At 69.4% G+C, this 25,050-nt stretch carries 21 protein-coding genes; 10 read left to right on the plus strand and 11 right to left on the minus strand.

The window, feature by feature from the left end:
* Positions 1 to 64: 64 nt before the first annotated feature.
* The gene (locus tag JEQ17_RS45550) at positions 65 to 526 is read left to right on the plus strand and encodes an ATP-binding protein (RefSeq protein ID WP_407700126.1); all 462 of its coding nucleotides are present in this window, start codon (positions 65 to 67) and stop codon (positions 524 to 526) included.
* Between the two features lie 27 nt (positions 527 to 553).
* Here JEQ17_RS45550 and JEQ17_RS45555 read toward each other — a convergent pair whose 3' ends face one another.
* The gene (locus tag JEQ17_RS45555; RefSeq protein WP_200400809.1) at positions 554 to 988 is read right to left on the minus strand and encodes an ATP-binding protein; all 435 of its coding nucleotides are present in this window, start codon (positions 986 to 988) and stop codon (positions 554 to 556) included.
* 267 nt (positions 989 to 1,255) lie between these two features.
* Here JEQ17_RS45555 and JEQ17_RS45560 point away from each other — a divergent pair, with 267 nt between their 5' ends.
* Entirely contained in the window at positions 1,256 to 1,432 is a 177-nt protein-coding gene (locus JEQ17_RS45560; protein ID WP_200400810.1) for a hypothetical protein, read from the plus strand.
* A gap of 25 nt (positions 1,433 to 1,457) precedes the next feature.
* Here the strand turns inward: JEQ17_RS45560 and JEQ17_RS45565 are convergent, their stop codons facing one another.
* The 8 genes from JEQ17_RS45565 to JEQ17_RS45600 form a co-directional block, all read right to left on the minus strand.
* Positions 1,458 to 3,179 (minus strand): dolichyl-phosphate-mannose--protein mannosyltransferase, encoded by a 1,722-nt coding sequence (locus tag JEQ17_RS45565; protein ID WP_200400811.1) that lies wholly within the window; start codon positions 3,177 to 3,179, stop codon positions 1,458 to 1,460.
* 29 nt (positions 3,180 to 3,208) lie between these two features.
* Positions 3,209 to 4,519 carry an MFS transporter gene (locus JEQ17_RS45570; protein ID WP_200400812.1) on the minus strand — a complete coding sequence of 437 codons (1,311 nt, stop codon included), beginning with the start codon at positions 4,517 to 4,519 and terminating at the stop codon, positions 3,209 to 3,211.
* Positions 4,520 to 4,590: 71 nt separating this feature from the next.
* Positions 4,591 to 5,454: a LysR family transcriptional regulator gene (locus JEQ17_RS45575; RefSeq protein WP_200400813.1), complete on the minus strand. Its 864-nt coding sequence runs from the start codon at positions 5,452 to 5,454 to the stop codon at positions 4,591 to 4,593.
* A 212-nt stretch (positions 5,455 to 5,666) separates the two neighbouring features.
* Positions 5,667 to 7,712 (minus strand): glycoside hydrolase, encoded by a 2,046-nt coding sequence (locus tag JEQ17_RS45580; protein ID WP_200400814.1) that lies wholly within the window; start codon positions 7,710 to 7,712, stop codon positions 5,667 to 5,669.
* Positions 7,713 to 7,831: 119 nt separating this feature from the next.
* Complete coding sequence (locus JEQ17_RS45585; protein ID WP_200400815.1) at positions 7,832 to 9,874, minus strand: beta-galactosidase; 2,043 nt, start codon at positions 9,872 to 9,874, stop codon at positions 7,832 to 7,834.
* A 53-nt stretch (positions 9,875 to 9,927) separates the two neighbouring features.
* The gene (locus JEQ17_RS45590) at positions 9,928 to 11,265 is read right to left on the minus strand and encodes an ABC transporter substrate-binding protein (RefSeq protein WP_200400816.1); all 1,338 of its coding nucleotides are present in this window, start codon (positions 11,263 to 11,265) and stop codon (positions 9,928 to 9,930) included.
* A gap of 92 nt (positions 11,266 to 11,357) precedes the next feature.
* Positions 11,358 to 12,305, minus strand: a complete 948-nt coding sequence (locus tag JEQ17_RS45595) for a carbohydrate ABC transporter permease (protein WP_200400817.1) — start codon at positions 12,303 to 12,305, stop codon at positions 11,358 to 11,360.
* A 2-nt stretch (positions 12,306 to 12,307) separates the two neighbouring features.
* Entirely contained in the window at positions 12,308 to 13,234 is a 927-nt protein-coding gene (locus JEQ17_RS45600; protein ID WP_200400818.1) for a carbohydrate ABC transporter permease, read from the minus strand.
* A 283-nt stretch (positions 13,235 to 13,517) separates the two neighbouring features.
* On the opposite strand from JEQ17_RS45600, the gene JEQ17_RS45605 reads away from it, so the two are divergent.
* Positions 13,518 to 14,507: a LacI family DNA-binding transcriptional regulator gene (locus JEQ17_RS45605; protein ID WP_200400819.1), complete on the plus strand. Its 990-nt coding sequence runs from the start codon at positions 13,518 to 13,520 to the stop codon at positions 14,505 to 14,507.
* A 126-nt stretch (positions 14,508 to 14,633) separates the two neighbouring features.
* Here JEQ17_RS45605 and JEQ17_RS45610 read toward each other — a convergent pair whose 3' ends face one another.
* Complete coding sequence (locus tag JEQ17_RS45610) at positions 14,634 to 15,425, minus strand: DUF3050 domain-containing protein (RefSeq protein ID WP_200400820.1); 792 nt, start codon at positions 15,423 to 15,425, stop codon at positions 14,634 to 14,636.
* A gap of 245 nt (positions 15,426 to 15,670) precedes the next feature.
* Between JEQ17_RS45610 and JEQ17_RS45615 the strand changes: the two genes are divergently transcribed.
* From JEQ17_RS45615 to JEQ17_RS45640, 6 genes are all read left to right on the plus strand, one after another.
* The gene (locus JEQ17_RS45615; RefSeq protein ID WP_234048619.1) at positions 15,671 to 16,303 is read left to right on the plus strand and encodes an antibiotic biosynthesis monooxygenase; all 633 of its coding nucleotides are present in this window, start codon (positions 15,671 to 15,673) and stop codon (positions 16,301 to 16,303) included.
* 24 nt (positions 16,304 to 16,327) lie between these two features.
* A complete protein-coding gene (gene pabB / locus JEQ17_RS45620; protein ID WP_200400821.1) occupies positions 16,328 to 18,475 on the plus strand; it encodes an aminodeoxychorismate synthase component I in 2,148 nt (715 codons plus the stop codon).
* Positions 18,472 to 20,040 (plus strand): AMP-binding protein, encoded by a 1,569-nt coding sequence (locus tag JEQ17_RS45625; protein WP_200400822.1) that lies wholly within the window; start codon positions 18,472 to 18,474, stop codon positions 20,038 to 20,040. The genes pabB and JEQ17_RS45625 overlap by 4 nt, the downstream gene beginning before the upstream one ends.
* A 41-nt stretch (positions 20,041 to 20,081) precedes the next feature.
* On the plus strand, positions 20,082 to 21,674 hold the full coding sequence (locus JEQ17_RS45630; RefSeq protein WP_200400823.1) for a class I adenylate-forming enzyme family protein: 1,593 nt from the start codon (positions 20,082 to 20,084) through the stop codon (positions 21,672 to 21,674).
* 1 nt (position 21,675) lies between these two features.
* Complete coding sequence (locus JEQ17_RS45635) at positions 21,676 to 22,854, plus strand: FAD-dependent monooxygenase (protein ID WP_200400824.1); 1,179 nt, start codon at positions 21,676 to 21,678, stop codon at positions 22,852 to 22,854.
* A gap of 70 nt (positions 22,855 to 22,924) precedes the next feature.
* Positions 22,925 to 23,719, plus strand: coding sequence for an aminotransferase class IV (locus tag JEQ17_RS45640; RefSeq protein WP_200400825.1), 795 nt, complete (start codon positions 22,925 to 22,927; stop codon positions 23,717 to 23,719).
* A gap of 119 nt (positions 23,720 to 23,838) precedes the next feature.
* Here JEQ17_RS45640 and JEQ17_RS45645 read toward each other — a convergent pair whose 3' ends face one another.
* Positions 23,839 to 24,330: a carboxymuconolactone decarboxylase family protein gene (locus JEQ17_RS45645; protein WP_200400826.1), complete on the minus strand. Its 492-nt coding sequence runs from the start codon at positions 24,328 to 24,330 to the stop codon at positions 23,839 to 23,841.
* Between the two features lie 93 nt (positions 24,331 to 24,423).
* Here JEQ17_RS45645 and JEQ17_RS45650 point away from each other — a divergent pair, with 93 nt between their 5' ends.
* Positions 24,424 to 24,981, plus strand: a complete 558-nt coding sequence (locus JEQ17_RS45650; RefSeq protein ID WP_200400827.1) for an HAD domain-containing protein — start codon at positions 24,424 to 24,426, stop codon at positions 24,979 to 24,981.
* The last annotated feature ends 69 nt before the right edge of the window (positions 24,982 to 25,050 follow it).

A 25,050-nucleotide genomic window follows, 5' to 3' on the forward strand; every position in this document is an offset into this window, starting at 1 on the left:
GGACGTGGACGGACCCGGTCTGGGACCCGGCATCGAGCAAGCAGATCTCAGGGGCACGACGGATATGGACCGAATCGACACCACCGCCTTCGCGCCACCCGACCTCATGTCCGGTGGGGCGTCGATGACGCCGGTTCCGATCACCACAGCAGCGATGGCCCGCGCGCACGTCCGCGCCGTGGTGCTGGAACAGTGGAACTCCCCGTCCCGCAGAGCGACGGAGACCGCCGTCATCGATCTCCTGCTGGTCGTCTCGGAACTGGCCGCGAACGCCGTCCGGCACGGGGGCGGGCTGGTCGGGGTCGAGGCGACGCCCACGCCCGAGGGTGTGCGGCTGGCCGTGCACGACAACAGCGACGTCGTCCCCGCCGCCGCCTTCGGCTCGGGCGGCCTCCCCCCGGTGCATCTCGGCAACGGCTACGGCTGGCCGCTGATCATCCGGCTGGCGCGGGACATCACCATCGAGAGGCGTCCGGAAGGCGGCAAGACGATCAGCGTCCTGGTGCCGCTCCAAACCATGCCGTAGGGAAACAGCGGGGAGCGCGGGGGAACCTCACCACGGCATGAACACGTGAATGTCCTTGCCCTTCTCGGTCGTCACCACACTCACCTGGTCACACAGCGTATGGATGAGATGCCATCCCACGCCCCCGTCGTTCCGGCCGGGACGGAAGGGACGAGGCGCCGGTGGTGTGGTGCTGGTGTCGTGCATCGTCACATGCACACCGTCGAACGTGCGCCGCATGTACAGCGTGAACGGGCCCGGTGCGTACTGCACGGCGTTGGCGGCCAACTCCGTGACGACCAGCAGGATGTCGTCCCAGCGCTCGGGCTCCGCCGGCGGAGAGGCACGCGTGAGCACAACGAGGAACGCCTCCGCGGCGAGTCGTGAGCCCGTCACATCGGACGGTTCGCCGGCGAATTCGGTGGTCTGGGTGTAAGTCTCCTCAGAAGTCAGTTTGTCGTCCCAACGCGGCTCGGTCGCCATCACGGCTTCCCCCAGCCCACTCCCTGTGGGGCTGTGGCTCTCGCTTTGCTTCCACCGTTGCTGCTTCCCGACGGCAAAGGGCTTACTCGTCCGGTTCCGGAGACGATGGCAGGGACTCCGGAATGCGGCGCTCTGCGGGGATTCCGCTGTGGTCGGCGAGTACCACGATCGGCCCGGGTCATGGGTGTCTGATCCGGCCGGGCCGGGGCACTCGTCGAGTGGGAGTGGGATCTGAACCCACTCCGGAAACCGCAGAGAGGGGAATCCATGCTCGGCATGGCAGCGGCCGCCCTGTTCCTCATCGCATTCCTGATCAATGCCGCGGAGATCTCGACCAACGACGTCTTCACCTCGACCAATGTGATGCTGATAGGGCTGATCGTGCTGGCCCTTCATCTCGCCGGGGTCGGTAGCGGTCTGGCGAGCAGGGGCCGCCGAAGGTGACATACGGAGCGCGGTCCCGTATCCCTCAGATCCAGGTGTCGAGCCACATTCTCGAATGCCAGTCGGAATACGGGATCGTCGCACCCGTGTAGATCGGGAAGAAGTAGATGAAGTTCCAGAGGATGAGCAGCACGAGGACACCCGCGCTCATCGCTCCCACGGCCCGGCGTCTCTCGCCCGACCCCGGTGGCCCCAGCATCGCGCCCACCAACATCGCGACGGCCAGGCACAGATAGGGAACGAAGACGACCGCGTAGAAGGAGAAGACCGTGCGGTCCTGGTACAGGAACCAGGGCAGATAGCCGGCCCCCACCGCGCACAGGACGGCGCCCGCGCGCCAGTCGCGGCGCAGCGCCCACCGGTAGAGCAGATAGAGCAGCGCGAAGCACGCCGACCACCACAGCAGCGGTGTGCCCAGCGCGAGGACCGCCTGGGAGCAGCCGGACGCGGTGCGACAGCCGTCCTGTGCGAAGTCCGACTCGTACGAGTACGCCACCGGTCGTCCGAGGACCAGCCAGCTCCACGGGTTGGACTCGTAGCGGTGCCAGGAGTCCAGCCCCACGTTGAACTCGTAGACCCCGTGCTCGTAGTGCCACAGACTGCGCAGCGGGGACGGGATCCACGACCACGGGCCGCCCCGGCCGTCCGCCCAGTGCCGTCCGTAGCCCTTGTCGGACAGGAACCAGCCGGTCCAGGTCATCAGATACGTGACCAGGGCTACCGGCGCGAGGGACAGTGCCGACCAGCCGAGATCCTTGCGCAGCACCGACAGATACGGGCGGCGTGCACCGGCGACGCGGCGGGAGCCGACATCCCACAGCACGGTCATGACCATGAAGAACGCCAGGACGTAGAGGCCGTTCCACTTGCTCGAGGCCGCCAGGCCCAGCAGCGCGCCGGCCGCGATCCGCCACGGCCGTAGGCCCATCCCCGCATGCTCGCCGGTGTGTCGATGCGGACCCGCGAAGCCGCCCGCGTCCACCGGCAGGGCTTCCGCGAGACGGGCCCGCGCCCGGTCCCGGTCGACCAGCAGGCACCCGAACGCGGCCAGGACGAAGAACATGACGACGAGGTCGAGCAGAGCGATCCGGCTCATCACGAAGTGCAGGCCGTCCACCGCCAGCAGCAGTCCGGCCAGACAGCCCAGCGCCGTCGAACGGAAGAGACGGCGGCCTATTCGGCACAGCATCAGCACCGACAACGTGCCGAGCACCGCCGTCATGAAGCGCCAGCCGAAGGGGTTCAGGCCGAACATCCACTCACCGAGGGCGATCACCCACTTGCCCATCGGCGGGTGCGCCACGAAGGTCCCGGTGTCGGACAGCGGGATCACCTGAGGGTCCGCCAGGATCTGCGGGTCGGCGATCTTGCGGTCCGGCCACGTGCCCTCGTAGCCGAGCTTCAGCAACGCCCAGGCGTCCTTGGCGTAGTACGTCTCGTCGAAGGCGACGGACCGCGGCCGGCCGAGGTGCCAGAAGCGGATGGCTCCGGCGAGGACGGCGACGAGGACCGGACCGATCCAGCCCATCGCCTTCGTGACGCGGTGAGTCAGTGCCGGGCTGAGGCCCAGGGCCTCGCCGACGCGTGTGCCGGGTTCCGGGAAGGGCGGGACCAGGAGGTCGCGGGTGTCGGTCCGTGGGCGCCCCGCGTAGCCGAACCGGCGCAACCGCCTCGCCCAGGGAGGAGGATCCGTCTTCGGATGGGCGTCGGCGTCGGCGCCCACCTGCGCCGCGATGTCACTGGTCACCGGGTCATCGTATGGAACGGATGTTCATCTCATGCGTTTTCGGCCACCCTTGTCCGGTCGCGGAACTCCGTGGCCCAGTAGAGGAGGGCCAGGACGGGGAGGGCGGTGCCGAGGAGGGCCACCGCCGTCCAGCCGCCGGCGTGGAAGGCGAGCGAGCCGAACTGCGAACCGAGGGCGCCGCCGACGAAGAAGAGAGCGATGAAGGCACTGTTCAGCCGCGCCCGCGCGTTCGCGTCCAACTGGTAGACGGTGTGCTGACCGAGGATCAGCGTGGTCTGCACGGCCATGTCGAGCAGTACGGCGGCCAGCGCCAGGAGCAGGATGTGCCGCTGGCCGAGCCCGGCGACCGCGAAGGCGACGGCCGCGGCGGCGAGCCCGGCACCGGTCATCGGGCGCACCAGCTCGCGGTCGGCCCAACGGCCCGCGAAGGGCGCCACGGCCGCTCCTGCGGCCCCGACGAGGGCGAAGACACCGACTCCGACGGGGGAGTAGTGGAAACGCGGGCCCGTGAGGACGTACGAGACGGTGGTCCAGAACGCGCTGAACGCACCGAACATCGCCGCCTGGTAGAGCCCACGGCGGAGCAACGCCGGGTGGACGCGCACCAGTCGGACCGTGGAACGCAGCACCTGGGTGTACGGGATCGCCGTGGTGGCGGCCTGGCGGGGCAGGGCGGCGTGCAGGGCCGGCGCCAGCAGCGCCATCAGGACGGCGGAGCCCAGATAGACGACGCGCCAGCCCGCCACGTCCGAGACCAGGCTGCTGAGGGTGCGGGACAGCAGGATGCCGGTGAGCAGACCGCTCATCACCCGGCCCACGATCCGGCCGCGGGTGTGGTCCGGGGCGAGACTCGCGGCGAAGGGCACGAGGATCTGGGCGACGACCGACGTGCCGCCGCTGATCAGGGAGGCGATCAGCAGCATGGGGAAGCTCGTCGCGAGACCGGCGGCGAGGAGGGCGAGCGTGGTGACCGCCAGCAGCACGGTGATCAGCCGGCGCTTCTCCAGCCGGTCGCCGAGCGGGACGAGCAGGAGCATGCCCAGGACATAGCCGACCTGGGTGAGGGTGATCAGCCCGCCGGCCGCCGCCTCGCCGACGTGGAAGACGTCACGCAGCGAGGACAACAGGGGCTGGGCGTAGTACAGGTTGGCGACCGTCATGCCGGAGGCGGCGGCCAGGAGCACGACCAGCCATCCCGGAACGCCGAGTTCGGCCGTGCCGGTGGACCGGCCCGAGGTGTGGTCGTCGCGCGAACTCTGGAGGACGTTCATGGTCTCGTCAGCGTTCGGGGGCGCCCCGATGCTTCCCCCGATGCGGCGATGGTTCGAGATATCAGTCATCTCCGCAAGAGATGGAACTCGCGAGCGATGAGCGGACCGGGACCGTCAGGTCATGGAGCGGCCGGACCCCGTCAGGTCATGTGCCTCAGCAGCGCCGCGACCGCCGGAGGCGCCTCGCCCCGCGGCCGGACCACCATGACCTTCCAGTTCGGCGCGTGACGGTCGAAGCGGTGGGTCGTCAGGTCGGGGAACCGGTCCGCGATCGAGACGGGCATGACGCAGACACCCAGGTCGTTGCGGACGAGTTCGGAGGCCGCGACGATATCGTTGACCTCGAAGGTCGGCTCACGGTCCACCGAGGCCGCCCGGAACGCCTTGTCCACGGCGAGCCGGATCGCCCAGCCGGGAGTGAAGTCCACCAGCGGCAGCCGGGCCGCGTCGGCGAGGGCGACCTTCCCGTCCGTCACGGGGAACGCCCGCCCCGGAGCGCTCACCAGCACCATCTCCTCACGGGACAGCAGCCGCGTGACCAGCCCCCGCTGCTGCTGGCGGTCGAGGGCGACCACGGCCAGATCCACCGTGCCCTCCCGCAGCGCCTGGCGGATGTCGACCACGGCCGCCTGCCGCAGCCGCACCACCACACCCGGATGCTCGGCCCGCAGGGCGGCCAGCGGGCGGTGCAGATCGGCCCAGACCCCCTGCATCGTGCCCACCGTGATCCGCCCCCGCAGCTGCCCCTGTACGACGTCGACGGCAGCCCGCGCCTGGTCCGCGGCCCGTAACGCCGCCCGCGCGGCCGGTACGAACGCCTCACCGGCCGGGGTCAGGGAGACCCGGTGCGTGGTGCGGTCGAACAGCGGGGTGCCCAGCTCGCGTTCCAGCGCCCGCACCGTGCTCGACACGGCGGACTGGACGACGTGCAGCCGCTGCGCCGCCGCGGTGAAGCCGCCCTCCTCGGCCACCGCGATGACGACCTCCATCTGCCGCAGATCCACTGGCTCTCCCGGGGAGTGCTTCATCTTCTTCAGAGATGGGTTTCTTCAACAGTCATCACACTACGAGACCGACCTCGACGGAGTGGTCACAAGTGGAACGTACGCGAACGCACCTCTGTGCCCGCCGTTCGCGACGGCGGGCACAGAACGGCGGGCACGGAGCTGTGTGACAGAGAGCGTGTCCGGGCGCCCGCTCGGGGCGGCGGCCGGTCCTAGTCGGTCACGTCCGTGACCTTCCAGCGCTGGTTGGAGCCGGAGTTGGGCGTCCACAGCGTGACGGCGGCACCGTCGTTGGTGGCCTGGCCGCCGACCTCCAGAAGCCGTCCGGTGGCCGCGTTGACGAGGGTCCAGGTGCCGTCGCCGGTCGTCGACATGATCCACTGGGTGGCCTTGTCGCGCGGACCGGAGTCGGCCTCAAGGACCGGGGCGCCGTCACGGACCGCCAGGCGCTTGCCCTCCACCGGGTTGGTGAAGACGTACCGCTGCCGGTTGCCGGTGTCACCGGAGATCTGCCGCAGCTTCCACTCCTGGCCGGCCGCGTCTCCCGCCGACGTCCTGATGACGAGGCTCGTGCCGTTGTCGGCGACGGTGAGCGCCTTGCCGCTCTGGACACCGGTCAGCTCGTAGGTGTGGCCCTTGCGCAGCTCGGCGGCGTCCTTCGCGACGCCCGAGACGCCCTTGACGACGAAGGAGGTCACGGACTGCGCGGGCACCGTGAAGGTGGCCTTGCGGTCACTCACCTTGACGGCCCTGTGGCGTTCGAGCTTGCCGTCGGCGCTGGTCACGACCGGGGTGACGGTGGCACTGCGGCTGACCTTGCCGAACTTCGACAGGTCGACGGTGACCGCGCGGGCTTCGGTGGTGCTGTTGACGTGGACGACCGTCGCGCCGTTGCCCTTCTTGGAGACTGCGGCGGCGCTGGACGTGTCGTCCGTCTTGATCAGCCGGTCACCGGGCTTGATGTAGTGCGTGAAGTTGCGTGCCGTGTCGAACTTCGTGTTGGTGTAGATCGGGCAGGACTTGAGCGTGTCCTTCGAGGTGCAGCTGAACGGGAGCTGGATGCTGCCCCAGTTGCCGCCCTTGGCCGACTCGCCGCCCGGCTTCATGTTGTCGTAGTCCTCGACGGGCTGCCAGAACACCCAGGCCTTGGGCTCCAGTTCACGCAGGTCGTCGACGATGCGCTGGGCGAGACCGAGGCCCGGCCGCATGTCCGTGAAGCTCTGGCCGTCGCCCCAGTCGCCCTCGACCTCGCTCTGCCACAGCGGCTTGTCGGCCGCCTTCGCGAGGTCCCGTACGGTGGTCCGCTGACCGGTGCCGTAGGTGTGGACGTTCATCTGGCCGACGAGGTCCCGCACTTCCTGCGGGTAGGAGTTCCAGTTCGTCGAGAAGATGGACGGGTTGGTCTCGTCCATCGCGGAGATCTCCGCCTTGGTCTTCGCCTTCTTGAGCGCGGGGGCCAGGGCCTTGATGACCTTCTGCTGGAGCTCGGGGCCGATGTGCGCCCCTTCCTGACGGCCGCCGACCGGCTTGCCGTCGGCTCCCAGGCGAGTGCTCCAGTAGTTGGTGTTGGGCTCGTTGAACGGGTCGATCGTGTCGACCTTGATGCCCTCGGCCTTCTCGAGACGCTTGGTCGCGCCCGCCATGTAGGCGGCGAAGTCGTCGACCGACTCGGTCTTGAGCTGGTCCTCGGTGGCGTTGAACCCGCCGGAGACATAGCCGCTCTTCGTCATGAACCACGGCGGGGAGTTGCTGAACGTCTCCCAGTGGTCGATGTCGTTCTTGATGCGGTCGACCCACCAGCGCTGGGTCGCGTCGGCGTCCTTGTTCCAGTCCGCCGGGTCGTCGGCGCTCCACCAGTCGGTGTCCTCGCGGGTGGTGCCCGCCGGGGCCTTCCACCAGCCCTCGACGGCACCTCCGGCGCGCAGGTAGTCCTCGACGTCCGGGGCGTTGCCACCGCCGATGTTGTAGCGGGCGATGTTCAGGGCCAGGCCGTCGTCGCCGAAGAGGAGCTTGGCGAGCTTCTCGCGTATCTCCTTGGGATAGTCGCCGGTGGCGTTGGCGAACCAGACCAGGCTGGTGCCCCAGCCCTCGAACTTCTCCTGCTCGTACGACGGGTCGGGCCGCACGGTCACGGCGGCGGTGTCCGCCGCCGTGACCTGTGCGGTGGACGACGGGGCGGAGATGAGGGCTGCCCCGGTGGCCAGTGCGGTGAGGCCGGCGGCTCCGAGGAGCCGTCTGTTGCGGGTGCGGCGTGCCATCGTGTGCTCCCAACTACGGTGTTGGCGCTGCGGTCTACCTCCCGCCCGTCGGGCAGGAGGGATGGCCCTCGAACCAGTGCGGTGCCGTTCGAGGAGTCGGCGTTGTGCGGGGGAGTGGGTCAGCCGGCGGGCAGTCGCACCACGGCGACGTCCCTGGGCCCGAGGACGAGACTGCCCTCGCTGTCCGTGTCGCCGACCAGGACCTCTCCGGAGAGACCGGTCAGCGGCACGGTTCCGTCGGTCCGGTTGACCAGGAACAGGAAGCGGCCGTCGGGCCCGCGGCGCACGATCTGCTCGACCGATCCCCGTGCCTCGGCGGGCAGTTCGCTCCGGACGCCGGCCGGCCCGAGCAGCTCGGGCAGCAGACCTGCCAGCCCGTCGACGCCGAGCCGGGTGGAGACGTACGAGGCCGAGCCCTGACCCGCCGCACGGCGGGTGACGGCGGGCATGCCCGCGTACGTACCGGTGCGGTAGTGCGCCAGCACCTCCACCGTCGGGTCGGTGACGGTGATCCGGTCGGTCCACAGGGTGCCCGTGCCGGCGCCGTCCAGGTCGACGCTGTCACCGTCGAGCAGCGGCCCGAACTCCTCGATACGGATGCCGAGGAGGTCGCGCAGCGCTCCCGGGTGGCCGCCGAGCCAGATGTGGTCGTTCTCGTCGACGACACCGGAGAAGTACGTGGTGACCAGGTGGCCGCCGGTCTCGGCGTACCGCGTGAGTTCCTTGGCCAGCGGCGCCGGGATCACATGCAGCACGGGCGCGATCAGCAGGTCGTAGCGGTCGAGGTCGGCCGTGGTGGTGACGACGTCGGCCCGGACGCCGAGGGCGAGGAGCGCGGAGTACCAGTCCAGCGCCTCCTGGCGGTAGTCGAGCAGGGCGGTCGGGTGCGAGTCCTGCTCGCTCGCCCACCACGACTCCCAGTCGTAGACGATGCCGACCCGGGCGGGCTCGCGCTCGGTGCCCGCGACCGGGGCCAGGGCCTTGAGGGTTTGGCCGAGGGCGGTGACCGCGCGGAAGACCTCGCTGTCGGCACCGGCGTGCGGCACCATCGCGGAGTGGTACTTCTCGGCACCGGCCGCGGACTGGCGCCACTGGAAGTAGCACACGGCGTCGGCGCCGTGCGCGACGTGCAGCAGCGAGTCACGGGCCAGATCGCCCGGCCGCTTGGCCACGTTGACGGGCTGCCAGTTGACGGCACTCGTGGAGTGCTCCATCAGGAACCACGGACGGCCGCTCGCGATACCGCTGGTGAGGTTCGCGGAGAAGGACAGCTCGTCACGGTCCTGCGGGCCGGGGTGGACGTAGTGGTCGTTGGAGACGAAGTCGATCTCGCCCGCCCAGTCCGGGTAGTTCATGCCCTTGGTGTTGCCCATCACCATGAAGTTCGTGGTGACCGGAACATCCGGCGTGATCTCCCGCAGCACGTCACGCTCCGCGCGCAGGTACTCCTTCAGCGCGTCCGAGGAGAAGCGCTTGAAGTCCAGCTGCTGCGTGGGGTTCGGGTGGGAGGCGGCCAGCCGGGGCGGGAGGATCTGCTCCCAGTCGCTGTAGCGCTGCGACCAGAAGGCCGTGCCCCAGGCGTGGTTGAGGGCGTCGAGGGTGGTGTACCGGTCGCGCAGCCAGTCGCGGAAGGCACGGGCCGCGTCGTCCGAGTAGTCGTAGATGTTGTGGCAGCCCAGCTCGTTGGATATGTGCCAGGCCGCCAGCGCGGGATGGTCCGCGTACCGCTCGGCCATCGTCCGCACCAGGCGCAGCGCGTGCTCGCGGAAGACGGGCGAGGTGGGCCGCCAGTGCTGCCGCGCCCCCGGCCACACCGTCTCACCGGAGGCGGTCACCGGAAGGATCTCCGGGTGCGCCGTGGTGAGCCAGGGCGGCGGGGACGCGGTGGCGGTGGCCAGGTCGACCCCGATGCCGCCCGCGTGCAGCAGGCCCATGATCTCGTCGAGCCAGCCGAAGTCCCACTGGTCCCGGGCCGGCTGGATGCGGGCCCAGGAGAAGATCCCCACGGACACCAGGTTGACGCCGGCCTCACGCATCAGCCGTACGTCCTCCTCCCACACCTCGCGAGGCCACTGCTCGGGGTTGTAGTCGGCGCCGTACGCGAGACGTGGGGTGGAGTCACCGTCCGGCCCGTTCAGCTGGGACAGGAGGGTGGAGATCATCGTGGTCCTTCCGGGGTGGCACAGGGGTGGGCGGCTTGGGGGCGTGTGTCGGACTAGTCGACGGTGAAGCCCTGTTCCTTGCCGTACTTGATGGAGGCGTCCTGCCAGGACTTCAGGCCGTCGGCGAGCTTGGTGTTGCCGACATAAGCCTTGCCGACGGTGTCGTTGAAGATCGAGTTGGCGTACTGCTGGAAGGGCAGGTACGACCAGTCGGAGCCGACGTTGGCCGCCGACTCGGCGAAGATCTCGTTGGCCTTCTGGCCGCCGAAGTACTCGAACTCCTTGTTCTGGAACGTGCTGTCCTGGAGCTCGGCGGTGGTCGCCGGGAAGGCGCCCTCCTTGATACGGGTCGCGACACCGTCACCGGAGTTCGCGTACTCGACGAAGGCGTAGGCGAGTTCCTTGTTCTTGCCCAGCTCGGGCAGGGTCAGCGAGCTGCCGCCGTTCTCCGCGGTCGCCTTGTCGCCCTTGGCCCAGGCCGGCATCGGGGCGGCGCGCCAGTCACCGGCGGCGTTCGGCACACCGGTCACGAAGTTGGCGGGCATCCAGGCGCCGGTCGTCAGGGTGGCGATGGTGCCGTCGCCCAGACCCTTGTACCAGTCGTCGGTCCAGCCGTTGATCGGCGAGACGAGCTTCTCGTCGATCAGCTTCTGCCAGGTGTCCGTGTACTTCTTGGCGCCCGCGTCGTCGAAGTTGATCGACACCTTGGTGCCGTCGACCTTGTAGGGACGCGAACCGGCCTGCCACAGCATGCTGGTGGTGAAGCCGGCGTCACCGGCGTCGTTGGCGATGTAGACCTTGGGGTCGGCCTTGTGCAGCTTGCGGGCCGCCTCGACGTACTCGTCCCAGGTGGTGGGGACGGCGATCTTGTACTTGTCGAAGACCTTCTTGTTGTAGAACATCGCCATCGGGCCGGAGTCCATCGGCAGGCCGTAGACCTTGTCACCCTCGCTCACGGCGTTCCACGGGCCGGGGGTGTACTTGGACTTGAGCTTGTCGGCGCCGAAGGGGGCCAGGTCGCTGAGGCCCTTGGTGAGCGCGTACTGGCTCAGTGCGAAGTACTCGACCTGCGCGACGTCGGGGACGCCCTTCTTGGCCGAGATGGCGTTCGACAGAGCCGTGTAGTGCTTGTCGCCGGAGCGTTCGCCGACGAGGTTGATCTTGACCTTGGGGTACTTCTTCTGGAAGTCGGCGGCGACCGACTTGAGCGTGGGCTCCCAGGCCCAGACAGTGACCGAGCCGCCCTTCTTGAGGGCCGCCTGGATGTCGTCGGCGGAGACCGGCTTCTGGCCGGAGCTGTCGTCGTCGGAGCCGCCGCAGGCGGTCGCGCCCAGGGCGAGCACGGAGAGGACGGCGAGGCCGCGCATCAGGCGGCGTGTGGTTCTGCGCATGGAGGTGCTTCCACTTCTTCGTGGGTGGGACAGGGTGAGGGTGAAGAGATGAAGGTGAAAGAGGTGGGACTGAGGGGGCCTTGAGGGCCGGGTCACTCCTTGACGCTTCCGGCGGCCAGCCCGGACTGCCAGAACCTCTGCAACAGCAGGAACGCGGCGATCAGCGGGATGATGGTGAGCAGCGAACCGGTGATCACGAGGTTGAAGATCACGTCACCGCCGATCGTCTGGGCCTGGTTGTTCCAGGCGTCCAGACCCAGGGTCAGGGGGTACCAGTCCGGGTCCTTGAGCATGATCAACGGCAGGAAGTAGTTGTTCCAGGTGGCGACCGTGGTGAACAGCAGAACGGTCACGGTGCCGGGGGCGAGCAGCGGCAGGGCCACCTGGAAGAAGGTGCGGATCTCGCCCGCTCCGTCGATCCGGGCGGCCTCCATCAGTTCGTTGGGGATCGCCTCGGTGGCGAAGACCCACATCAGATACAGGCCGAAGGGCGAGACGAGCGAGGGGATGATCACCGCCCACGGGGTGTCGGTGAGCCCCATCTTGCTGAACATCAGGAAGGTCGGCACCGCCAGCGCGGTGCCAGGGACGGCCACGGCACCGATGACCACGGCGAACACGGCGCGCTTGCCGGGGAAGGTGAACTTCGCCAGCGCGTAGCCGCCCAGGATCGCCAGGAGGGTGGCGCCACCGGCACCGAGCACCACGTACAACAGGGTGTTCAGCAGCCAGCGGACGAAGATGCCGTCGTGGTACGAGAACGTCTCGCTGATGTTGTCCCAGAGGGCGAAGTCGCTGCTGAACCACAGCCCGGACGAGTCGGCGAGCCCTTCCTGGGTCTTGGTGGCGCTGATGACCAGCCACAGCAGGGGCACCACGGTGTAGAGCAGGACCAGACCGGTGAGGACGGTCAGCAGAACGCTGCGCTTGGGGCGCCCGGGAACGTGCCCCTTGCGTGTGCGCAACCGGGGCGCGCCCTTGGAGCCGCCGGAGTTCGGAGTGGGTGCGGTCTGGGAGGCGGTGGTGACGGAGCTGCTCATGTTCACGCTCCCTTGCGCATGCCGCGGAGCTGCACGACGTAGGCGATGACCATGGTGATCAGGCCCATGATGATGGCGACCGCCGCGGAGTAGTTGTGCTGCTGGCCGTTGAAGGACAGCGAGTACGTGTAGAAGTTCGGGGTGAAGTCCGTCGTGATCGCGTTGCGCGCCAGCGGCCGCAGGATGGCCGGCTCGTTGAAGAGCTGGAAGCTGCCGATGATCGAGAAGATCGTCGCGATGACCAGGGCGCCGCGGATGGCGGGGAGCTTGATGGCGGTGATGACCCGGAACTGCCCGGCGCCGTCGATCTCCGCGGCCTCGTAGAGCGAGTTGGGGATGACCCGTAGCGCGGAGTAGAAGATCAGCATGTTGTAGCCGATGAACTCCCAGGTGACGATGTTGCCGATCGACGCCAGGACCAGGTCGGACGAGAGCGGGTCGGGCAGGGAGACATCGAAGGCCGAGTTGATGTCGCCCACCAGTCCGTACTTCGTGCCGTACATGAAGCCCCACATCAGGGTGGCGACCACGGCGGGCACTGCGTACGGCAGGAAGATCACGATGCGGAAGAAGTCCTTGCCGTACAGGCGCCCGCTGTCCAGCGCGAGGGCGATCAGCAGGGCGATGCCGAGCATGATCGGAACCTGTACGGCCAGGAAGAGCGAGACCCGTGCGAGCGAGTCCCAGAACTGCTCGTCCTTGAGGGCCTGTGTGTAGTTGTCCAGGCCGACGAAGGTGGTGCCGCCGATCAACTGGTCCCGGAACAGACTGAGATAGATCGAGTACACGATCGGTGCCAGGAAGACGAGGGCGAACACGGCCACGAAGGGACCGATGAAACCCCACCCCGTCCAGGAGCGGCGGTCCCGTTTCGCCGGAGGCCGGTCCGGGCGCCGCTTGGCTGCCGCCGGCGGTTGTAGCGTCGTCATGTCGTTCCTCGCTCGTCCCTCTCGCGAACCCGGCGTCGTGCGCCGCTGATGTTTGCGTAAACATCCAGTCCCGAAGGATCTCGTGGCCTGTTATGTTTACGTAAACATCTGATGGCGGCATGTCTACACTGCCCCGTTGACGGTGGTCAAGGGTCATTTGAGGAAACTGCGGCTCGAACAGCGAGGGAGACGGGTGGACACAGCGGACAACGCCTCGGTGAGCAGGCCGAAGGCGTCGGCACGAGCCGGAAAACGGGCCTCCCGTCGGACACAGAGCGCGTCCATGGCGGATGTCGCCCGACTGGCGGGCGTCTCCTCGCAGACCGTCTCGCGCGTGTCGAACGGTTACGCGGGCGTGAACGAGGAGACCCGGCAGCAGGTGCTGGCGGCCATGCAGGAACTGGGCTACCGGCCCAACAGTGCCGCCCGGGCGCTCAAGCGCGGCGAGTTCCGGACCATCGGCGTCATCACCTTCGGCCTCTCCACCACGGGCAATGTGCGCACGCTGGAGGCGATCGCGACCTCGGCGGCGCACGAGGGGTACGCGGTCACGCTGCTGCCCGTCGCCGTTCCCACGCAGGACGAGGTGCGCGGTGCGTTCTCCCGGCTGGGGGAGCTGGCCGTCGACGCCGTCATCGTCATCCTGGAAGTGCACCTGCTCGACGCGGTGGCCCTCACCCTGCCGCCGCACATCCAGGTCGTCGTGGCCGACTCGGACGCGGGCGATCGCTACACCGTCGTCGACACCGACCAGGCCGGCGGGACGCGTGCCGCGGTGCGGTATCTGCTCGACCTCGGCCACGAGACCGTCTGGCACCTGGCCGGGCCCGAGGAGTCCTTCGCGGCCCAGCGCCGCGCCGACGCCTGGCGTGCCGAACTCACCGAGGCGGGCTGCACGGCGCCGCCGCTGGTACGCGGCGACTGGTCGGCCGAGTCCGGCTACCGGGCCGGCCTCGAACTCGCCGCACAGCCGGAGTGCACGGCGGTGTTCGCGGCCAACGACCAGATGGCGCTGGGCCTGCTGCGGGCCCTGCACGAACAGGGCCGGTACGTGCCCGACGACGTGAGCGTCATCGGCTTCGACGACATCCCCGAGGCGGGTTCCTTCCTGCCTCCGCTGACCACCGTCCACCAGGACTTCGCCGAGGTGGGTCGCCGGTGTGTCGAGGGCGTGCTGCGGCAGATGCGCCACGACATGCCGGAGCACGGGACCACGCTTGTGCCCACGCGGCTCGTGGTGCGGGACAGTACGGCGGCGCCCCGCGGGCGTTGAGTGCGCCGCGGGAGGTGCTGTGGGCGCCGGGGGGCGTTCTGTGCGTCGTCGTCCGCGGGTGCGTCGTGGCTGGGCGCGCAGTTCCCCGCGCCCCTGAAGGGGCGGCCCGGGGAGCTGTTGGCCGGATCAGTTGGGTGTCTTCTCCATGGTCTCCACGATCGCGTTCCAGAGGCGGGTCCTGGCCTCCAGGGCGAGGGTCGCCGTCTCCGCGGCTTCCTTCCAGCGGGTGTCGTCGTCGCCGCAGAGGTCCGCCACCATGGCCATGGCCATGGGTGTGTGCTCCTCGCCGTCCACCTCGATGTGCCGGGCCAGGTAGTCGCAGAAGACCGGGAACCGGTCGGAACCCTCCTTCTTGATCACCTGGTCGAACATGTCCGGGATGAGGTCCTCCCGGGAGAACGCGAAGGCCGCCGCCTGGCAGTGGAGGGGCCTGTCGAGGATGATCCCGAACGTCGTGGTGACGAACTCGGCCGCGGGGCCGGGCACTTGGGCGGCCCGCAGTGCCGCCTGCACGTCGTGGCCCTCCCCGAGCAGCGCGAGGAACGTGTCGAGGCGTGAGGTGTCCGCCCCCGCCTCGGCCATGCCGCCCCGGTAGAGCTCGAAGTGGCTGGTGAAGCCGCCGTCCAGCTCGTCGCTCTCCTCCACCAGCACGATGTCGTTGATGAGCCGTCGGCTCACCTGCGAGCCGCGCGGCACCCAGGGGACGTCCACGCACGTCAGCTCCCGCTGGAGGGACTTCAGGAGCGACATGAAGTCCCACACCGCGAAGACGTGGTGCTCCATGAAGGTCGCCATGTCCTCCCGGGTGCTTATCCGCTGGTAAATCGGATGGGCGGTCACTTCTTTTCGGGCCGGTTCGATCTCGGCGCGCACCCGGTCGATTCCCTCGTGGGTCATGCTCCAGTCGTACCTGGACATGGGTCTCCTTATTGCTCTTTCAGATCCGGCTCTGATCCTGCTCATTCGGCTCGACGTTCGGCTCTTCACGTCGACTGCGAACGGTGCCCCCGAGACCGATGGTGCCGCTTTGTTCGAGAACCCGGCAAGCGGTTTCGGGAATTCACGAATGTTACCCGGAGTACCGCGTGACAAAAGCTGCCAAGGTGGGCAGAACAGTGACAAACGACAGCTTTCCCGGCCGGGCGCAAAAACTCCGTTGAGAGTTGAACATCAAGTCTTCCCTTTCCGTATTCAGAGGCGTGACCAGGAATCCCGTTACCGTCACCGTCGCGTATCGAGTGGTACCGGGCCGCGAGGCCGAGTTCCACTCCTGGGGGTGGGGCGTGCTGCGTGCGACCGCGCAGGAACCGGGCTTTCTCGGCGGTGGCGTACTTGTCGACGGAGAGGCGGAGTGGCATGTGGTCTACCGCTTCACCAGTGAAGGTTCCGCTCTGGCCTGGGACAACTCGGTCGAGCGGGCCGAGTGGCAGGCTCGTGGGGAGATGCTGGCCCGTGAGACGGGCCGGCGGACCGTGCAGGGCTCGAAGGCCTGGTTCGAGTCCCTGACCGAAACCCCTTCCGCGACCGCGGCGGCACCACGTCCGCCACCGAAGTGGAAGTTATGGTTCGTGAATATGAGCGCGGTCTTCCCTCCCGTACTGATATTCAATTTGTTGGTACTTCCTTACCTCGGTGACTTCAACCCTCTCATCCGCACCTTGTTCCTCTGCCTGGCCGTGACGGCCATTGTCACGTGGATTCTCATGCCGCGGCTTCAGCGTTTCTTCAAGAAATGGCTGTACCCGCCGCTGCAGGCAATCCGCGGACGGCACAAACGACGGGCTGCACAAGGCTGAGAACGACCAAAGGGGGGTGGGCGGGTGAAGACCCTGCTCATCGACAATTATGACTCGTACACATACAACTTGTTCCAGCTGATTGCCGAGGTCAACGGCGAGGAGCCGGTGGTGATCCTCAATGACGCCTCGGCCGACGACCTTCCGGACCTCCGGGGGTTCGACAACGTGGTGATGTCCCCGGGACCGGGACACCCCTCCCACCCGCGTGACTTCGGCATCAGCGCCACAGTGCTCGCCGAGGCCGCGATCCCCGTCCTCGGCGTCTGCCTCGGACACCAGGGCCTCGCGGCGGGCGAGGGAGCCCGGGTGACGGCCGCGCCGGAGCCACGGCACGGCCATCTCTCCAGAATCAGGCACACGGGCGAGGGCCTGTTCAGCGGACTCCCGCAGGACTTCACCGCGGTCCGCTACCACTCGCTGTCCGTACGGGAACCGCTGCCGGCGAGCCTCAAGGGCACCGCCTGGGCCGAGGACGGCGTCCTGATGGGACTGCGCCACCGCACCCGGCCGCTGTGGGGTGTGCAGTTCCACCCCGAGTCGATCCTCACCGAGTACGGCCACCGGCTGTTCCTGAACTTCCGGGGCCTCACGGCGGCGCGCAGTCGCGGGGTCCGCCTGACCAAGTCCCGTACGCGGGAGTCCCGTACCGAAGGCGGCGCCGCCACGGCGTTCGTACCCCGCCCCCGGCGCTCCGCGCCCGTCGGGTACCGGCTGCACACCCGCCGGATCGCGACCGCCGTGGACACCGAGACGGCCTTCACCCGGATGTGCGCCGACGCGCCCAGGGCGTTCTGGCTGGACAGCTCGCGGGTTGAGGAGGGGCAGTCCCGCTTCTCGTTCTTCGGCGACGGCACCGGCCCACTGGCCGAGTTCGTGCGGTACGACGTCGAGTCCGGTGTCTGTGAGGTCGAGCGGCCCGGGCGGCCCCCGCGCAAGGTGCGGGCCAGCGTCTTCGACTATCTGAAGCGGCAGCTGGCGACCCGCCGGGTCGACGCCGGCGAGCTGCCCTTCGACTTCACCGGCGGATACGTCGGCTACTTCGGCTACGAGCTCAAGGCCGACTGCGGCTCGCCCAACCGCCACCGGGCCGACACCCCGGACGCCTCCTGGCTCTTCGCCGACCGGCTGATCGCGGTCGACCACCAGGACGGCTTCACCTATGCCCTCTGCCTGGCGGAGAACACCCCGCAGGGCGCACGGGGCGCCGCCGACTGGCTCGACAGCGCGGTGGCGCAGCTGAGCTTCGTGTCGGCGGCCGGACCCGCCGTGACCCCGTCGGCCGCGTCCGAGCCGGACCTGCACGCCGCCGAACCCTGGCTGGTGCGCGACCGCTCGACCTACCTCGCCGACATCGAGGCCTGCAAGCGCGAGCTGAACGCCGGCACGAGCTACGAGATCTGTCTGACCAACGCCGCCGAATTACCCGCGCCGCCCGACCCGTTGGCCTACTACCGGGTGCTCCGGCGCATCAACCCGGCGCCCTACGCGGCCTTCCTGCAGTTCGGCGACCTGACCGTGGCGGGCGCGTCCCCCGAACGCTTCCTGCGGATCACCCGGGACGGCGTCGCCGAGGCCAAGCCCATCAAGGGCACCGCGCCCCGCGGCGACCGGCCGGAGGAGGACGCCCGGCTCAGGGACTCGCTCGCCGCGGACGCCAAGACCCGCGCCGAGAACCTGATGATCGTCGACCTGCTCCGCAACGACCTGGGCCGGGTCTGCGAGACCGGCACGGTCCGGGTGCCGCGCCTCATGGCCACCGAGACCTACGCCACCGTGCACCAGCTCGTCTCCACCGTCGAGGGCCGCCTCCGCGCAGGCACCGAAGCCGTGGACTGCGTACGCGCCTGCTTCCCCGGCGGCTCGATGACCGGGGCGCCCAAGCTGCGCACGATGGAGATCATCGACTCACTGGAGACCGCCGCCCGCGGGGTCTACTCCGGAGCCATCGGCTATCTCGGCTGCAGCGGCGGAGCCGACCTCAACATCGTCATCCGCACCGCCGTCTTCACCGGCGGCCGGATGCATCTCGGAGCGGGCGGCGCCATCGTCCTCGGCTCCGATCCCGAAGCGGAGTACGACGAGATGCTGCTGAAGACCGCCGCGCAGTTACGCGCCCTCCGCGAGTCCACGACCGCCGAGCCGGTCTCCCTGCAGGAGCAGATCCGATGACGCCCACGACCTCCGCCCCGAGCCCCACCGACACGGCCGGTGTCGCCGAGACCGAGGCCGGGAACCTGGCCTCCGGGCTGGCCGCACTGGCCGAGGGCCAGGGCTGGACCGACCGGCCCGCCTTCCACCAGGGGCACCGGGCCTGGACCCACGGCGAGGTCCACGACCTCGCGGCCCGCGCGGCCAGTGTGCTGGCCGACCACGGTGTCTGCCCCGGCGACCGGGTACTGCTCGCGCTGCCCGACTCCCTCGCCTGGGTCACGGCCTTCCTGGCCACCGCCCGGCTCGGCGCGGTCGCGGTGCTCGTCAATCCCGAACTGCCCGCCTCGGACCACGAGTTCATGGCCGAGGACGCCGGAGCCGCCCTGTGCGTGACAGGGCCGGGACTGGAGGAGCGGTTCGCCGGGCGCACGCGGCTGGGCGCCGACCAGCTCGTCGCGCTCACCCGCAGCACACCGCCGACCACCGGAGCCCACCCGGCGGGACCGCGCACCCCGCTCTACATCCAGTACACCTCCGGAACGACCGGCACCCCCAAGGGAGTTGTGCACTGCCACGGCGACCCCGGGACCTATCACGAGCTCATCGGCGACCCACTGCTGCGGATCACCCCGGACGACGTGACGCTCTCGGTGTCGAAGCTGTTCTTCGCCTACGGCTTCGGCAACGCCTTCGTCTTCCCGCTCTTCTCGGGATCCTCCGCCGTACTGGTCGACCGGCGCCCCTCGCCCGCCGCGGTGGACGAACTCGTCGCCCGCCACCGGGTGACCCTGCTCTACTCCGTCCCCTCCGCGTACGCCGCCCTGGTCGCCGACCGGGCCGACGGACACGCCGCCTGCTTCGCCTCCGTACGCGCGGCGGTGTCGGCCGGTGAGGGCATGCCCGCAGGACTCGGCGAGCGCGTCACCGAACTGCTCGGCGCACCCGTCCTGGAGCAGATCGGCTCCACCGAGGCCGGGCACGCCTTCTGCGCCAACAGCCTCGACGCCAACACCCCCGGCACCGTCGGCCGCCCCGTCCCCGGTTTCGACGTCGAGCTGCGCGACCGCGCCGGACACCCGGTGCCGGACGGCTCGGAGGGCGAACTCTGGGTCAAGGGGCCGACGTTGACGCCCGGATACCTGAACCTGCCCGGGGAGACGGACCGTGTCCTCGTCGACGGCTGGCTCAACACCCGGGACCGCGCGCGGCGCGAACCGGACGGCACCTACCGGCACCTGGGCCGCGCCGACGACATGGAGCTGGTCGGCGGCATCACCGTCTCCCCACTGGAGGTGGAGGCGGTCCTGCGCAAGCATCCGGCGGTACGCGAGGTCGCCGTGGCGGCCGTCACCGACGAGCGCGGCGCGACCGCACTACGGGCCTACGTCGTCATCGGCGTGTCGCCCTCGACGGCTCCCACCTTCGCGGCGAGCCGGTCCGGTCTGGAGGCCGAACTCATCGGCCTGGCCCGCGAACACCTCGCCCCCTTCAAGGCCCCCAGAACCGTCCATGTCGTGCCGTCGCTGCCCCGCACCCCGACCGGCAAGCTCCGCCGCCACCTCGTCCGCCAGGGCGCGTGGTGACCGTGGCCATGACCGCGAACACCCCAGAAAGGAAAGGGCACATGCCACAGCCGCAGTCCCTGCTCTCCGATCGTGGGTTCTATCTCGGCCCGATTTTCCAGCAGGCCGCCGCCCGGCACGGGGCCGTCCCGGTCACCCTGGACCGGCCGCTGGACGTCAACCCCGACCTCGGCCTCGACCTCAGCTATCCGGTCCTGGCCGCCCTGGTCGAGGACCTGTCCGGGCGGCTGTGGGAGGCCGGTGTCCGGCCCTCCGAGCAGGTCGTCGTCCACAAGACGGACAATGTCGACATCGTCCTGCTGACCTGTGCCGTCTCCCGGATCGGCGCCGTCCCCGTCCTGCTCTCACCGGGCCTGCAGGGCCCCGTCGTCGGTCAGCTCCTGAAGCGGCTCCGCGAGCCCTGGCTGATCACGGACCGGGCGAAGCTCACCGGACCGCTCAAGGACATCGACGTCGCCCGGCTCGTCCGGCAGACCCTCAGCGTGGACGACGCGCCCGGCGCCGTCCCGCTGGACAAGTACGCCGGCGCCCCGCCCCACGGGCCCGTCCGGCTGCACCCGCGCGAACCCGCGCTCATCACCCACAGCTCGGGCACGACAGGCATCCCCAAGCTCGCCGTGCACTGCCCGAACACCATGTGGAACCGGCTCGTACCGCAGAAGGCCATGGGCTGGCCCACCCGCGGCGAGACGGCCGCGCTCCACATGTCCTTCGTGCACTCGCGCTTCTACCACCTGCTCGGCGTGCTGCTCCACTTCGGCAGCCCACTGCTGTTCATCACCGACCCCGAGCCCGCAGCCGCGGGTCCACTGCTCGCCCGGCACCGCCCCGGCATCGTCGAGACCCACCCCAACACCTTCGTACTCTGGGAGGAGTTGGCCGACGCCCCCGGCGCGCCGCTGGCCCGCGTCCGCTCGTACGGCAGCACCTTCGACGCGATCCACCCGCGCACCGTGCAGCGGCTGCTCGGCGCGTCGAACCGGCGCTCGCCCTGGCTGATGCAGTTGTACGGGCAGAGCGAGACGGGTCCGGTCGCCTTCCAGTGGTACACCCGCCGCAGCGCGGCCAGGGCCGACGGCCGTCGCGTCGGAATCGGCATCCCCGGCTTCACCCGGACCCGGATCGCCGACAGCGAGGGACGGCGTGCACAGCCGGGGACACCCGGCCGCATCGAGGCCCGCACCAGGGGCCGGATCCTCACCTACCTCGGCGCCCAGGACCAGTACGACCGTCAACTGGGCGACGGCTGGTGGCAGATGGGCGACATGGGCTACCGGAACCGTTGGGGAGCCCTCTATCTGATCGACCGTGAGATCGACCAGATCGACTCCGTGCACAGCAATCTGGAGATCGAGGACACGCTGATGTCCCGCCTCGACGAACTGCGCGAGGTCGTCATAGTGCCGGGCGTCGACCGCGAGCCGGTCCCGGTGGTGTGCGTGCGCGGTGAACAGCCGCTCGACCTCAGGCGCTGGCACGAGGCCACCGTCGACCTGCCGAAGATGGCCGGCCCGCGGCAGTGGCGGTTCGACGAACTGCCGATGACCTCCACCTGGAAGGTCAAGCGCGTGGAGATCACCCGCATGCTCACCGAGAGCGCGACCGCCACCGCCGAGCATCCCGGCGGCGCCTGACGTGAGCCCTGTCATCGTCGTGGGCGCCGGGCCCGTGGGCATGTCGGCCGCACTCGCCCTGCGCGCCCACGGACTCCCGGTCACCCTCGTGGAAGCGGACCCGCAGGGACGCGAACGGCCGGGCAGCCGCGCCCTGTTCGTCCACAAGGAGACCCTGCAACTGCTCGAAGGGATGCGCCCGGGTCTTGCCGCCCACATCACGTCCTACGGACGCACCTGGCAGACCAAACGCACCCTGTACCGGGGCCGCGAGGTGTACGCCAAGACGTTCCCGCCGCCCTCCTTCCCGCCCCCGTTCACCAGCCTGCGCCAGGTGGACACCGAGCGGTTCCTGCTCGCCGCCTGCGAGGCGGCCGGGGTGGACCTCGCCTGGGGCGCGCGCGTCACGGGAGTCAAGGTCACCGACTCCTCGGTCGAAGTGAGCAGCGAGGACGGACGCGGCTGGACGGGCACCCACGTCATCGCCGCCGACGGCGCCCGCTCCGCGGTCCGGCGCGAGCTGGACATCCCCATGGAGGGCACCCGTTCGGAGGGCTTCCACGTCGTGGTGGACGTGTCCGACATCCCGGGCGCCGACCTGCCGCTGGAGCGGGTCTTCCACTACGAGCACCCGGGCGTCGGCGGCCGCAGCGTCATGCGCGTGCCGTTCACCGGCGGCTTCCAGGTCGACCTGCAGTGCCGTGACGACGACGCGCAGGAGTCCTACGGCACCGAGGAGGCGGTACGGCAATGGCTGCCCGCGGTCGTGGGGGAGGGGTACGCCGACCGGATCCTGTGGGTGTCGACGTATCACTTCCTCCGCAAGGTCGCGGCGACCTTCACCGACGAGGAGCACCGGGTGCTGCTCGTCGGCGAGGCGGCCCACCTCTTCCCGCCCTTCGGCGCCCGCGGCATGAACAGCGGAATCGCGGACGCGGCGGCGGCAGCGGCGGCCGTGGCCGCCGGCACCACGGAGGCGGTCGCGGAGTTCGCGGCCGCCCGGCGGACGGCGGCCCGGTTCAACAGCGAGGCCGCCGGCGCCGCCCTGGACCATCTGCGGCCCAGCCGTCGGACCGTACGGGCGAAACAGTGGGCCGCGGCGGCCCTGGCACCCGTACTGCCCTGGTGCGGGGCCTGGTTGGAACACGCACCGTACGGTCCGAGGCACGGATCACCGGCGAGCGCCGGCCGGAAGTACTGACCGGGCACCTGAGCACCGGACGTGCTGACGGACGTACTCACGGACGTACTGAGAGGAGAGAGTTCCTTTGATGACACAACCGGCAACCGCAGAGGGGCTGTTGGCGTGGATGCCCGGCCGTGGTCTGATCGCCGGCCTGGCGGCCGACACCCAGCTCCTGGTCGCGGACTCCTGGCTCGTCCGGGACGGGCAGGTGCGCGGACTCGACCGGCACCGCGAACGGTTCCTACGGTCCTGCGGCGACTGCGGAGGTCCGTCCCCCGATCAACTCGACGAGTTCTGGCGGGACATGACGGCCGCACTGCCCCGTACGGGATCGTGGTTCCCGCGCGTCGAACTCGTGGCCGGCTCCCTCCAGTTGCGGCTGCTCCTGCGGTACGCGCCGCCGATCGCTCCGGAGGTACGCGTGTGGGCCGCCGGTCAGCCGGACCCGAGAACCGTGCCGCGCCGCAAGGGACCGGACCTGGACGTGCTGGCCCGGGTCCGCCAGCGGGCCAGAGGACAGGGCGCGGAGGAGGCGGTACTGATCGCCCCCTCGGGCCTGGTGCTGGAGGGGGCGACCTCCAGCGTGCTGTGGTGGGAGGACGACACCCTGTGCCTGCCTCCGCAGCAACTGCCGATCCTGGCCGGTGTCACCACCGGCCTCATCCAGGAGCGGGCCGTGCAGAGCGGGATCCGGATGGCCCACCGCGAGCGGACCCTTGAACAGCTCGCCGGGCGGGAGGTGTGGCTGGTGAACGCCCTGCACGGAATTCGGCCGGTGATCGGCTGGGAAGGCCGCCCGATGGAAGCGGGCCAGGACCTCTTCGCCAAGGAATGGCGGGTATGGCTGGACGGACTGATGCAGCCCCTGCCCGCCGCTTGATGCCCGCCGCTTGATCCGATAAAGAGAGAAAGGTACGCGCCGGACCGACTGTATTCGGCCCGGCGCGATTATCCATATCCGCATTCAGTAATTATCGGAGATCAATTTTCAGGGATCGATCAAGCCTTCTTCTGGGCAGGCTGATAAGCACCCGGAACCATACGTGTCGCGATGGCGATGCGGTTGTACGCGTTGATGACGGTGGCCGCCCAGATCAGTGCCGCGATCTGTGCCTCGTAGAAGACCTCGGCCGCCTCCGCGTAGACCTCGTCCGGGACGTGCCCGTCGTGCACCAGTGTCACCGCCTCGGCCAACGCCAGTGCGGCGCGCTCCCGTTCGTTGAAGAAGGGCGTCTCCCGCCAGGCGTTCAGCGCGTACACGCGCTGCTCGGTCTCGCCCTGCGCCCGGGCGTCCTTCGTGTGCATGTCGATGCAGAAAGCGCAGCCGTTGATCTGCGAGGCGCGAATCCGGATGAGCTCAAGGAGCTCCGGCTCGACCTTGGCGTCCTGTGCCGCCAGAACGGCCGCGCCGTGCAGCGCGCCCATTGCTCCGGACACATCGGGGGTTATTTTCTTGAGGGCAACGCGGGGTGTGGATTCAATCTTGGGCATGGGCCGACTCTATCCGCCCTGTGGACTCCATGAAAAGGAATCAGTGCGAATAGTCGTGTGACTATTTCCCAGAGGGACGGCTATTGTGCGGCCATGACCGGATCCCCGGAGCGTCCACTGCTCTTCCTCGATGTCGACGGTCCGCTCATCCCCTTCGGGGCGGCATCGGGGCAGTACCCGGGCGGGTATCCGACCTATGGAGCGGACCCGGCAGGGACGGACCCGGCAGGACCCGACGAGAATCCGCTCCTGGCCAGGATCAACCCCGAGCACGGACCCCGCTTGACGGCTCTGCCGTGCGAGCTGGTCTGGGCCACCACCTGGATGGCCGAGGCGAACGAGACCATCGCCCCGCGGCTCGGTCTCCCCGAACTGGCCGTCGTGAACTGGCCCGAGACGGACGACGGGGAGGCCGAACAGGACGCGCGGCGCGGACTGCACTGGAAGACCCGCGCCCTGGTCGACCGGGCGGCCGGCCGCGCGTTCGTCTGGGTCGACGACGAGATCACCGACGCCGATCGGGCCTGGGTCCGCGCACATCATCGCGGGCGTGCCCTGCTGTACCGGGTCGACCCCCGCCAGGGACTCACCGACGCGGACTTCGCCGCCCTCGGCGAGTGGCTGGCCGCCGAAGCCGCCGGGGGTTCCTGACTCCCGGACCGCTCGACGGGCCTCCCGCCTCCACGTGGCGCTCCATATGACGGTGCGATCAAAGCGTCG

Source organism: Streptomyces liliifuscus (assembly GCF_016598615.1).
GTDB classification, from domain to species: domain Bacteria; phylum Actinomycetota; class Actinomycetes; order Streptomycetales; family Streptomycetaceae; genus Streptomyces; species Streptomyces liliifuscus.